This window comes from Williamsia sp. CHRR-6, assembly GCF_018474015.1.
Lineage (GTDB): Bacteria > Actinomycetota > Actinomycetes > Mycobacteriales > Mycobacteriaceae > Williamsia_A.
Genome location: NZ_JAHCSG010000001.1, coordinates 53,338 through 65,955 on the forward strand (window position 1 = coordinate 53,338; position 12,618 = coordinate 65,955).

General features: G+C 67.2%; 8 protein-coding genes. All 8 read right to left on the bottom strand.

Annotated elements, in window-relative coordinates:
• Positions 1 to 18: 18 nt before the first annotated feature.
• Positions 19 to 519, bottom strand: a complete 501-nt coding sequence (locus tag KIK15_RS00230; protein ID WP_214242185.1) for a hypothetical protein — start codon at positions 517 to 519, stop codon at positions 19 to 21.
• A gap of 126 nt (positions 520 to 645) precedes the next feature.
• Positions 646 to 1,521 (bottom strand): acyl-CoA thioesterase II, encoded by an 876-nt coding sequence (locus tag KIK15_RS00235; RefSeq protein WP_250323874.1) that lies wholly within the window; start codon positions 1,519 to 1,521, stop codon positions 646 to 648.
• A 78-nt stretch (positions 1,522 to 1,599) separates the two neighbouring features.
• On the bottom strand, positions 1,600 to 3,018 hold the full coding sequence (gene pyk / locus KIK15_RS00240) for a pyruvate kinase (protein ID WP_214242187.1): 1,419 nt from the start codon (positions 3,016 to 3,018) through the stop codon (positions 1,600 to 1,602).
• Between the two features lie 193 nt (positions 3,019 to 3,211).
• The gene (locus tag KIK15_RS00245; RefSeq protein WP_214242188.1) at positions 3,212 to 4,714 is read right to left on the bottom strand and encodes a glutamate synthase subunit beta; all 1,503 of its coding nucleotides are present in this window, start codon (positions 4,712 to 4,714) and stop codon (positions 3,212 to 3,214) included.
• Complete coding sequence (gltB, locus tag KIK15_RS00250; RefSeq protein ID WP_214242189.1) at positions 4,707 to 9,275, bottom strand: glutamate synthase large subunit; 4,569 nt, start codon at positions 9,273 to 9,275, stop codon at positions 4,707 to 4,709. Before gltB ends, KIK15_RS00245 begins: the two co-directional genes overlap by 8 nt.
• Before the next feature lie 185 nt (positions 9,276 to 9,460).
• Entirely contained in the window at positions 9,461 to 10,471 is a 1,011-nt protein-coding gene (lgt, locus tag KIK15_RS00255) for a prolipoprotein diacylglyceryl transferase (protein WP_214242190.1), read from the bottom strand.
• Positions 10,468 to 11,310, bottom strand: a complete 843-nt coding sequence (gene trpA, locus KIK15_RS00260; RefSeq protein WP_214243150.1) for a tryptophan synthase subunit alpha — start codon at positions 11,308 to 11,310, stop codon at positions 10,468 to 10,470. The genes lgt and trpA overlap by 4 nt, the downstream gene beginning before the upstream one ends.
• 14 nt (positions 11,311 to 11,324) lie before the next feature.
• Complete coding sequence (gene trpB / locus KIK15_RS00265; RefSeq protein WP_214242191.1) at positions 11,325 to 12,611, bottom strand: tryptophan synthase subunit beta; 1,287 nt, start codon at positions 12,609 to 12,611, stop codon at positions 11,325 to 11,327.
• Positions 12,612 to 12,618 lie beyond the last annotated feature (7 nt).

Sequence of the window (12,618 nt, forward strand, 5' to 3'; positions counted from 1 at the left end):
CGATCACCGCAGCCGAGCTCACCCGTACTGTCGGGTGACCACCTGGGCCCGGATCTGGGTGATGTTGTCGCGCAATAAGTCTGAAACGAGCTCATCGGTACGCGGGTCGGCCAGGATCTCGAAGATGACGCGAAGCGTTGTCTCGCTGGTCAACTCGAGAATCTCCCGGTGGAACGGCAGGTACCGCACGTAGCCGGCCTTGGGGTCGGAGACGATCTTCTCGGCCACCATGGCCTTGATCTCCACACGGTTCTCTTCCAGCGCCGAGGCGATGTTGCGGGTGTAGTGGCCGGTCTTGAGCACCGCGGCCACCTCGTCGAGGACGGCCACCGTGATCGGGTGTTTGACGCGATCGACCACCTCGTCGGTGAAGCGGTTGATCAAGGTAACCACCCATGGGGGCTGCTTGCCGCGACGCACGAAGTAGCGACCGACCAGCCAACCGATCCCAACGAGAACCACGATCGCGAACAACACCCAGCCCAGGATCGCAAACGCTGCACCCACCGAAGTCTCCATCACCCCAGCATGCCGAGGAATCCACACACGCGCCCGTGGTGGGTGCGGATGGCCATCGCGGCTGCCACGTCAGGGGCCAGGAGGTCGGCGGCTGAGATGGTCGGTTGGGATGGTCGGTTGGGATGGTCACGGTTGGTGGACTCGGGGCGGAAAGTGCCGGATCAATGCCTCCTGTGCCACCGTCACCGCCAGTCGCCCCTCGCGGGTGAAGAACCGCCCGGCCGCCAATCCGCGTGAGCCCGATGCCACCGGCGACTCGGTGGCGTAGAGCATCCACTCGTCGAACCGGAACGGACGGTGAAACCACATCGAATGGTTCACGGTGGCCGCGAACAGTCGGTCGATCCCCCACGACAGACCGTGCGTGGTGATCACCGAGTCGAGCACCGTGGTGTCGGAGGCGTAGCAGGTGACGGCGGCGTGCAGCAGTGGGTCGTCGGGCAAGCGTCCATCTGCCCGCATCCACACCCGATTGTCCTGGCGCCGCTCACCGGAATCGCGTGCCTTCCAGGTCGGATCGTTGGCGAATCGGATGTCGATGGGATGCAGTGCGTTGATGAACACTGCGATGTGTTCTTCGAAACCCTCGAAGTGGTCGCCGAGCGGCGGTAGGTCTTCGGGATAGGGGACATCAGGGATCTCGACGGCATGTTCGAGACCGGCGGCGGTGTCCTGGAAGGCGACGAGCATGGTGAAGATCTCGAGGTCGCCCTGCACCGCGGTCACCTGTCGGTTGGCGAAGGTGCGAGCGTCGCGAGAACGATGGACGTGATACTCCAGCGGCTGGGTGACGTCACCGCTGCGGATGAAGTGCGCGTGCAGCGCGTGCACCGGTGGCGCACCTTTGAACAGGGTGCGCCCGGCGGCGATCACACCTTGCGCCAGCAACTGCCCGCCGAACGTTCGCGAGGTGGTCTGCTCAGGGTGGCGCCCGACGAACCGATCAGGACCGCACGCTGTGATGTCCAACAACGCGACCAGCGTATCGAGGTCACTCTGCATGGTCGGTGCTCCGCCGGTCGGGATGAACATCTGGTCCGACGGGTTCAGAAGGTGTCCTTCGGCTCCGCGATCAGGGTCTCAGTGATCCTCCTCACCGATGCGGTGAACGTGGATCAGATTTGTCGAGCCTACGGTACCCGGGGGTGCCCCGGCCACGATCACCACCTGATCGCCGACGTTGAGCCGTGAGATCTTCAGCAATGAGCTGTCGACCTGTCGGATCATCGCATCGGTGGTCTCCACCCGATCGACGAGGAACGTCTCGGTACCCCAACTCAGCGCGAGTTGACTGCGCACCTCCGGCAGCGGGGTGAACGCCAACAACGGCAGCCTGGTGTGCAGCCGCGCCAGTCGACGCACGGTGTCGCCGGACTGGGTGAACGCCACCAGCGCCTTGGCGTCGAGTCGCTCACCGATGTCGCGTGCGGCGTAGGAGATGATGCCGCGCTTGGTGCGTGGGACGTGACTCAGCGGAGGCACATCCCGCGAGCCGTTCTCGGCGGCCGAGACGATCCGGGCCATCGTGCGCACGGTCTCCATCACGTGCTTGCCCACCGACGTCTCCCCGGACAACATCACCGCGTCCGCACCGTCGAGCACGGCGTTGGCCACATCAGACGCCTCGGCCCGGGTGGGTCGAGAGTTCTCGATCATCGACTCCAACATCTGGGTGGCCACGATGACGGGCTTGGCGTTCTCCCGTGCGATCTGGATGGCCCGCTTCTGCACCAGTGGCACATCCTCGAGGGGTAGCTCCACCCCGAGGTCGCCGCGTGCGACCATCACGGCATCGAAGGCCAGCACGATCGCCTCGAGGTTGTCGACCGCCTCGGGCTTCTCGAGCTTGGCGATCACCGGTACCCGTCGGCCGATCCGGTCCATCACCTCATGCACCAGCTCGATGTCAGAGGGTGACCGCACGAACGACAGTGCCACGAGGTCGACCCCGAGCCGCAGCGCGAACTCGAGGTCGGCGATGTCCTTCTCCGACAGCGCCGGGACCGACACGTTCATGCCCGGCAGCGAGACGCCCTTGTTGTTGCTGACCGGTCCACCTTCGGTGACCCGACACAGCACGTCGTTGCCCTCGATGTCGACGACGCTCAGACCCACCTTGCCGTCGTCGACGAGGAGACGATCACCCGGTTGGGCGTCGGCGGCCAGCTCGCGATAGGTGGTGGAGACCCGATCGTGGGTGCCCTCGATCTCCTCGACGGTGATCCGGATCAACTCGCCGGTGGCCCACTCGGTGCGACCCTGGGCGAACCGACCGAGTCGGATCTTGGGCCCCTGCAGATCGGCCAGGATGCCCACCGCTCGGCCCGTCGTGTCGGATGCCTCCCGAACCCGCTTGTACATCGCCTCGTGGTCGGCGTGGGAGCCGTGGCTGAAGTTCAATCGGGCCACGTCCATTCCGCTCTCGACGAGTTCGCGGACCCGTTCGTTCGAGTCGGTGGCCGGTCCGAGGGTGCAGACGATCTTGGTTCGACGGTTCACCCGGACGAGCCTAGTCCCGAGGTGCTGTCATCTCCATCACAGCGCCGACTTGTCATCCGATGTGCATCGTCGAGCACAGCACACGACACTGAGCGCGGCCCGCACCGCCGCCGCGCCCCCTCGGATCTGGTCGCGCCCGCCGATCGAACACCCCGATCAGACACCCCGAGCACTAGCCGACGATGACCGATCGTCATCGCGGTGAGAGCGGCCGAGCAGCAGGATGCACCGGCGCGGGTAGATCCGAGGACCCCATCAGGTACTCGTCGACTCCCCTTGCTGCCGAACGTCCTTCGGCGATCGCCCACACCACCAGCGAGGCGCCGCGATGGGCATCACCGCACACGAAGACACCTTCGGCGTCGGTGTGCCAATCGGCCGAGCAGCCGATGGTCCCACGCGAGCCCCGCGTGAGCCCGAGATCGTCGAGCAGCGTCGATGGCTCAACACCTTCGAAGCCGATCGCGAACAACGCCATGTCACAGGGGATCTCGAACTCGGGGCCGACTGGACGGATCGAGCGCCCGCCGTCGTCAGCACGCACCACCTCGACCTCGGCGAGCACCAGGTGCGACACCTGCCCCGTCGAATCGCCTCGAAACCGTTGTACCGCAACCTGATGCCGGCGTTGTCCACCCTCGTCGTGCGACGACGAGCTACGCATCACCAGCGGCCAGGTGGGCCACGGCGAGAGCGCGTCGTCGCGTTCGGTCGGCAGGGCCGGGTTGTAGTCGAGCTGGGTCACCGAGGCGGCCCCCTGGCGATGCGCGGTGCCCAGACAGTCCGCGCCGGTGTCGCCGCCACCGATGATCACCACGTGTTTACCCGCAGCCGTGATGGTCGACGGGCCGTCGCCCTCGCACTCGCGGTTGGCGGCCACGAGATGTTCCATCGCCAGATGGATCCCCGCCAGATCACGACCTGGCACCGGGTTGTCGCGGGCATCGAGTGCGCCCAGCGCCAGCACCACCGCGTCGTGGGCGTCACGCAACTGCGCCACGGTGACGTCGACCCCGACCTCACATCCGGTGCGGAATCGTGTTCCCTCGTCTTGCATCTGACCGATTCGCCGATCGATGTCGGACTTCTGGAGTTTGTACTCGGGGATCCCATAGCGCAGCAGTCCCCCGAGCCGATCGTCCCGCTCATAGACCGTCACCTGATGTCCGGCCCGGGTAAGTTGTTGGGCGGCAGCCAATCCCGCCGGCCCCGAGCCGACCACGGCCACCGATTTCCCGCTCTGATGGGCCGCCACCTCGGGCTTGATGTGGCCGGCGTCCCAGGACATCTCGGCGATGGTCTTCTCGATGCGCTTGATCGTGACCGCGCCGCCGGTGTCGGACTCGGCGATGGACAACACGCACGCCGACTCGCAGGGGGCGGGACAGATCTTGCCGGTGAACTCGGGGAAGTTGTTCGTCGCGTGCAGTCGCGCACTGGCCGCCTCCCAGCGGTCGCGCCGGACGAGGTCGTTCCACTCCGGGATCAGGTTGCCCAGCGGGCAGCCCGCAGAACCCGAGTGACAGAACGGAATCCCGCAATCCATGCAGCGACGCGCCTGGGTGGCCACCTCGATGCGAAGCTCCCGCAGGTCACGATCGACGTAGACATCGCGCCAATCGCCCACCCGCTGCGCCGGTGGTCGGGCGATCTCGTCGCGGCGCGAGACCTCCAGGAATCCACGTGGGTCAGCCACGAGCAGCCTCCATGATCGCGGTGTCCACGTCGCGGCCCTCGGCCTGAGCCATTCGCGCGGCGTCGAGCACCCGTTGATAGTCGGTCGGCATCACCTTGGTGAAGGCCAGACACCGCCGGGGCCAGTCCGCCAGGATCGACGCACCGGCGGTGGACCCGGTGAGGTGAGTATGGGTGGTGATGGCTTCGCGCAACCAGAGCAGATCATCGGGGTCAGGGCGCTGCAACGCCACCATCGCAGTGTTCACCCGACTCGGGTCGAGGTCGTGGACGTAGGCGATGCCACCTGACATCCCGGCCGCGAGGTTGCGCCCGGTCGGCCCCAGCACCACTACCCGCCCACCGGTCATGTACTCGCACGCGTGGTCACCCACACCCTCGACCACCGCGGTCGCTCCGGAGTTGCGGACCGAGAACCGTTCGCCCACCCGGCCGCGCAGATAGACCTCACCGGAGGTGGCCCCGTACAGCAGGGTGTTGCCCGCGATCACCTGATCCTGCGCCACGAAGGTCGCCGCCGGGTCCGGACGCACGATCACCTTTCCGCCGCACAGTCCCTTGCCCACGTAGTCGTTGGCGTCCCCGGCCAGGTCGATGGTGATGCCGCGCGGCAGGAATGCACCCAGCGACTGCCCCGCCGACCCGGTGAGCCGCACCGTGATGGTGTCGTCGGCCAGCCCTGCGGCACCGTAGCGACGGGTGACCTCGGAGCCGAGCATCGTGCCCACGGTGCGGTTGACGTTGCGTACGGGCAGCTCAAGGGTGACCGGGTGCGCATCCTGCACCGCACCTTCGGCCAACGCGATCAGGGTCTGATCCAGCGCCCGGTCCAGACCGTGGTCTTGGGTCACCACACGCCGACGCGCTCCCTCGGTGGGCGGCGTGGTGAAGATCGGGCGCAGGTCGAGGCCTGCGCTCTTCCAATGCGCCACCCCAGCTGCGGTGTGCAGCAGATCCGCCCGGCCGATCGCCTCGTCCAGAGTCCGCAATCCCAAGCGCGCCAGGTGTTCTCGCACATCCTGGGCGACGAACCGAAAGAAGTTGACGATGTGGTCGGCCTTGCCGGTGTACCGAGACCGCAGCACCGGGTTCTGAGTGGCAATACCCACCGGGCAGGTGTCGAGATGACACACCCGCATCATGATGCAGCCGGCCACGATGAGCGGCGCGGTGGAGAACCCGAACTCCTCGGCCCCCAACAGGGCGGCGACCATGACATCGCGCCCAGTCCGTAACGCCCCGTCGCACTGAACGGTGATCCGATCGCGTAATCCGTTGAGCAACAGGGTCTGCTGCGCCTCGGCGAGTCCGATCTCCCACGGCGTACCGGCGTGCTTGAGCGAGGTGAGCGGCGAGGCGCCGGTGCCGCCGTCATGACCGGAGATCAGCACCACGTCGGCGTGCGCCTTGGACACCCCTGCGGCCACGGTGCCCACCCCCACGGCGCTGACGAGCTTGACGTGAACCCGGGCATCGGAGTTGGCGTTCTTGAGGTCGTGGATGAGCTGGGCGAGATCCTCGATCGAGTAGATGTCGTGATGCGGCGGGGGCGAGATGAGGGCCACACCAGGCGTGGAATGCCGCGTCTTTGCGATCCACGGATACACCTTGTAAGCCGGGAGTTGGCCGCCCTCACCGGGTTTGGCCCCCTGCGCCATCTTGATCTGGATGTCGCTGGCGTTGACCAGGTAATCACTGGTCACCCCGAAGCGTCCGCTGGCGACCTGCTTGACCGCGCTGCGCCGAGCGGGGTCGTAGAGTCGCTCGGTGTCCTCACCGCCCTCACCAGAGTTCGATCGGGCTCCGATGCTGTTCATCGCAATCGCCATGGTCTCGTGGGCCTGCGCCGAGATCGAGCCGTAACTCATTGCGCCGGTGTTGAATCGGGTCATGATCGACTCGATGGGTTCCACCTCGTCGATGGGTATCGCGGTCGCGACGTCGGCGAACTCGAACAAGCCTCGCAAAGTTCCGCCCTGCGCCGAGAGTCGGTTCACCTCATCGCAGTAGCGCCGGTACACCTGCTCCTTGCCCGTGGACGTGGCGTGTTGCAGCAGGAACACCGTCTCGGGGGTGAACAGGTGCAGTTCGCCCTCCCGGCGGAACTGGTACTCGCCACCGACCTCGAGGCGCCGATAGACCTGCTCGGTCGCGTTGTCCGGGAACGCGCGCCGATGCCGGATGGCGACTTCTTCGGCCAGTTCCTCCAGTCCCACGCCTTCGATCCGGGACAACGTCCGGGTGAAGTACTCCTCGATTACCTCGCGACTGAGACCCACGGCCTCGAAACACTGTGCGGCAGTGTAGGAACTGACGGTGGAGATACCCATCTTGCTCATCACCTTGAGCACGCCCTTGCCCAACGCCTGCAGGTAGTTGCGCACCGCGCGCGTGGGCTCCACGCCGGTCAGCTCACCTTCGGCGATGAGATCCTCGATCGACTCGAACGCCAGATACGGGTTGACCGCGGCGGCCCCGAACCCGATGAGCAACGCGATGTGGTGCACCTCGCGGGCGTCACCGGATTCGACCACCAACGCCACGCGGTTACGTTCTTTGGTGCGCACCAGATGGTGGTGGATGGCCGACACCGCCAGCAGCGACGGGATGGGGGCATGGTCGCGGTCAGATTCCCGGTCGGAGATGACCAGGGTCCGAGCACCCTCGGCGATCGCCGCGCTGGCGCGGGCACGCAGCTGGCTCAAGGCCGTGGCCAGTCCCGCACCGCCCCCGGTCACATCGAAGTGGGCACGCAGCACCCGTGCGGCAAAGCCCGGATGGTTGCCGTCGTCGTCGATGTGGACGATCTTGGCCAGCTCGTCGTTGTCGAGCACCGGCCAGCGCACCACGATCTGCCGACACGACGCGGCCGTCGGCTGCAACAGGTTGTGTTCGGGGCCCATGACCCGCTGCATCGAGGTGACGATCTCTTCGCGGATGGCGTCGAGTGGCGGATTGGTCACCTGCGCAAAGAGTTCTACGAAGTAGTCGTAGAGCAACCGGGACCGCTGCGAGAGCACAGCCACCGGGGTGTCGGTGCCCATCGATCCCAGCGGCTCGGCTCCCGTGGCCGCCATCGGAGCCAGCAACACCCGCAGGTCCTCTTCGGTGTATCCGAACGTGACCTGTCGTGCCACCACCGACTCGTGACTGGGGACGAAGCGCTCGCGGTCAGGCAGGGTGGCGATGTCGAGTAGCCCGGCGTGCAGCCACTCCTCGTAGGGTTGGGCCCTCGTCAGCTCGGACTTCACCTCATCGTCGGAGACGATGCGGCCGCGCGCGGTGTCGACGAGGAACATCTTGCCCGGCTCCAGCCGGCCTTTGGCCACGACATCGGCGACCGGCAGGTCGAGCACGCCGGACTCCGAGGCCAGGATCACCCGGCCGTCGCGGGTCTGCCACCACCGCCCCGGTCGCAGACCGTTGCGGTCGAGCACCGCCCCGACCACGGTCCCGTCGGTGAAGGTGACGCAGGCCGGCCCGTCCCACGCCTCCATGATCGAAGCGTGAAACCGGCAGAAGGCGCGCCGCGCCGGATCGTCGTAGACGGCGTTCTCCCACGCCTCGGGGACCATCATCATCACGCAGTGGGCCACGTCGCGGCCCCCGAGATGCAGCAACTCCAGCACCTCGTCCAGCGACGCCGAATCCGAGGCCTCTGGCGTACAGATCGGGAACAGCCGGCTCAGGTCTCCTGGGATCAGGTCGGTGGCCAGCAGCGCCTCCCGCGCCCGCATCCGGTTGCGGTTGCCGCGCACGGTGTTGATCTCACCGTTGTGCGCGATGAACCGGAACGGGTGAGCCAACGGCCACGACGGGAACGTGTTGGTGGAGAAACGCGAGTGGACGATCGCGATTGCACTCCGGCAGCGCGGGTCACGCAGGTCAGGGTAGTAGCGGCCCAGCTGGGCGGTGGTCAGCATGCCCTTGTAGACGATGGTGCGACTCGACAGGGACGGGAAGTAGACCCCGGTCCCGGCTCTGCGCACCTCGTCGTCGACCCGCTCGGCCCGTTTACGCAGGGGGTAGACCAGACGGTCGAGGTCGAGCCCGGCGGCCCGTGGTCCTGCGTCGACCGGGTCGACGGTGACGAAGAGCTGCATCATGACCGGCATGCAGGCGCGGGCGGTGGCTCCGATGTCGGCGCCGTCCACGTCGACCGGAACCGCACGCCACCCGAGGATGCGTACCCCTTCGTCGGCCGCGATGGCCTCGACGCGGGCGACCGCGCCAGCGCGCAGTCCGGGATCGACAGGCAGAAAGCAGATCCCCGCGGCGTAGGTGTTCGCGCCGGCGACGGTGGGTGCGGGAAGATCGAACTCCACCTCTGCGCGCAGCATCGCATCGGGCAGCTGGATCAGGATGCCTGCGCCGTCGCCGCTGGTGGTCTCGGCTCCGGCCGCTCCACGATGGTCGAGGTTCTCCAAGGCCAGCAGCCCGTCGGCGACGATGTCGTGTGACGACCGACCGTGCACGTCGCAGACCATGGCCACGCCGCACGCGTCGGACTCGTTGTCCGGGTGGTAGAGGCCCTGGGGGCCGGGGGCGCTGGAGAAGAGCATGAGAACCTCCGCGAGCGCAGCCTGCAATGGGCGGCGCGAAAACGTGGGAATCCTCAGGACGACAGTGGCCCGCGGTGAGAAGTCGACGCTGGCTTCACGGTGAAAGCCGATGGTAACACCGGGATCAGCCGAGTGCGCTGCCCTTTCGGGCCCACCGCGACGGCATCAGGCGGCCTACGGGTGCGTCAGCCACTCGCAGTCGGGGTAGCCGACCCAGAGGCGCTCTCGCCTGCACCGGGCTCTGCGTCGCGACCACCCGACCCGGTGGCCACCGACTCGCCGGTGTCGGGTTCGCCGACTGTCTCGTCGTCAGACCGGCTCGACCGGTTGCGGTACACCTGCGCCGATGTCTCCCGGCCCTTGGGCGCGAGGACGACGTAGGCCACCGCGCAGGCGAAGACGAGCGCCGCGGTGAACAGGTTGATCCGGATACCGAAGATGTGGGTGGCCGCGTCGTCACGCAACATCTCGATGAAGAATCGGCCGACGCAGTACCCGGCCACGTAGAGCGCGAACAGTCGACCGTGGCCGATGCGCAGCCGACGGTCGACGACCACGAGCACCACCACGATCAGCAGGTTCCACAGCAGCTCGTAAAGGAAGGTGGGCTGCACGATCGCGACGACCCTGCCGGTGGATACGCCGTCGATCAGGTTGGGGCCGACGTTGCCGCTGCTGTCGGACCTCTCGTAGATCTTCAAACCCCACGGCAGGCTGGTGGGTCCGCCGTAGAGCTCCTGGTTGAAGTAGTTGCCCACCCGACCGATGGCCTGCGCCAACAGGATCGGGGGCGCGATCGCGTCGCCGAAGGGCGGCAGTTTGATGCCTGCGCGTCGTGCCCCGATCCAGGCGCCGACCCCACCGAGGGCCACCGCACCCCAGATGCCCAGCCCACCGTCCCAGATCTTGACCGCGTCGATCGGCGACTTGGGGCCGTCGCCGAAGTAGGTGTTCCAGTCGGTGGCCAGGTGATAAAGCCGACCACCGAGCAGACCGAACGGGACGGCCCAGATGGCGATGTCGAGGACTTCGCCGTCGCGTCCGCCGCGGGCCTGCCAGCGCTTGTTGCCCCACCAGACCGCGACGATGATGCCGGTGATGATGCATAGCGCGTAGGCGCGGATGGGGAAACCCCCGAGGTGCCAGACCCCCTGCTGCGGGCTGGGGATGTAGGCCAGGACGGTCGGGTCGCTCACCGTGCCACAGTAGCCGAGGGTGCACTGGCCGAACGCACGCCGACGGCGAGCTCGGCGACGAGGTCGCTCAACGCGCTGCCACCGGCCTCGACGGCGCTCACCAGGGCGGATCCGACGATCACGCCGTCGGCGTAGGCCGCTATCTCGGCGGCCTGGGCACCGCTGCGCACGCCGAGTCCGACGCCGATGGGGATGTCGGATTCCGCACGGATGCGCGCGCACAGTTCCGGAGCCGCGTTGGATACCGCGTCGCGGGCGCCGGTGACTCCCATGGTGGAGGCGGCGTAGACGAAACCGCGGCACAGGCTGACCGTCGTGGCCAGCCGCTCCGGAGTCGACGACGGTGCGACCAGGAAGATCGGATCGAGGTGATGGGTGGCGGCCGCGGCCAGCCACGCGTCGGCCTCCTCGGGGATCAGGTTCGGGGTGATCATCCCGCGGCCACCCGCGGCGGCCAGATCACGGGCGAACGCGTCGATCCCGTAGCGCAACACCGGATTCCAGTACGACATCACCACCGGCGCTCCGCCGGCGTCGGCGACCACGTTGCACGCCTGAAAGACGTGGTGGACGCGCGAGCCGGCCCGCAGCGCGGTGTCGGCGGCGTTCTGGATGGTCAGGCCGTCCATCACCGGATCGGAGTAGGCGATGCCGAGTTCGACGATGTCGCAGCCGGCGGTGACGAGCTCACGCATGAGATGCATGGAGGTGGGCACGTCGGGGAAACCCACCGGGAGATAACCGATCAGAGCGGCGCGATTCTCCGCGCGACAGGTCTGAAACACCGACGCGAGCTGTGAATGCGGTTGTGCCCCTGCAACTTCTGGGCCCGCTTTCACTTCTGGGCCCGGTGTCACTTCTGATCTCCGGTCACGTCGGTGTCCTCGTCGAACAACCCGAACCAGCGGGCTGCGGTGTCGACGTCTTTGTCTCCGCGCCCGGAGAGGTTGATGACGATGATCGCGCCGGCGCCGAGTTCGTGACCGAGCGTCAGAGCGCCGGCCACCGCGTGCGCCGACTCGATGGCCGGGATGATCCCCTCGGTCCGGCTGAGCAATGACAGCGCGTTCATCGCCTCGGTGTCGGTGATGGGCCGATACTCGGCGCGGCCGATCTCCTTGAGGTGAGCGTGCTCGGGTCCCACGCCTGGGTAGTCGAGTCCGGCTGAGATGGAATGTGACTCGACGGTTTGGCCGTCCTCGTCCTGCAGCAGGTAGGAGTACGCCCCCTGGAAGGCCCCCGGGGTGCCGCCGCTGAAGGTGGCCGCGTGCCGCCCGGTCTCCACGCCGTCACCGGCCGCCTCGTAACCGATCAGGCGGACGTCGGTGTCGGCGAGGAACGGGTGGAAGATGCCGATCGCGTTCGACCCGCCGCCCACACACGCGACCACGGCGTCGGGCAACCGACCGGCCTGATCGAGGATTTGCGCGCGCGCCTCCATACCGACGATGCGTTGCAGGTCGCGCACCATCATCGGGAACGGATGGGGTCCAGCGGCGGTTCCGAAGCAGTAGTAGGTGGCTTCGGCGTTGGTCACCCAGTCGCGCATGGCCTCGTTGATGGCGTCCTTGAGGGTGGCCGAGCCGTTGGAGACCGCGACGACGCTGGCACCGAGCAGGCGCATGCGGGCGACGTTGAGCGCTTGACGCTCGGTGTCCACGCGACCCATGTAGACGATGCACTCCAGGCCCAGCAGCGCGCAGGCGGTCGCCGTGGCCACCCCGTGCTGACCGGCACCGGTCTCGGCGATGACGCGCGTCTTGCCCATCCGCTTGGCCAGCAGAGCCTGCCCCAACACATTGTTGATCTTGTGGGAACCGGTGTGGTTGAGATCTTCTCGTTTGAGGAAGATCCGCGCTCCCCCGGCGTGGGCGCTCAGGCGCGTGGCCTCGAACATCGGCGACGGACGCCCGGTGTACTCACGCTGTAACCGGTCGAGCTCGCCGAGGAACTCGGCGTCGCTGCGCATCTTCTCGTAGGTGACCGTCACCTCGTCGATGACGGCCATGAGGGCCTCGGGCACGTGACGGCCACCGAAGTCACCGAAGTAGCCCCGCGCGTCGGGGTCCACCTCAGAACGCTGGGAGACGCCATCACTGGCTTGGGGCAGGTCGCGGGTGGGGTGGATGTCGATCGTCATGGCTGCG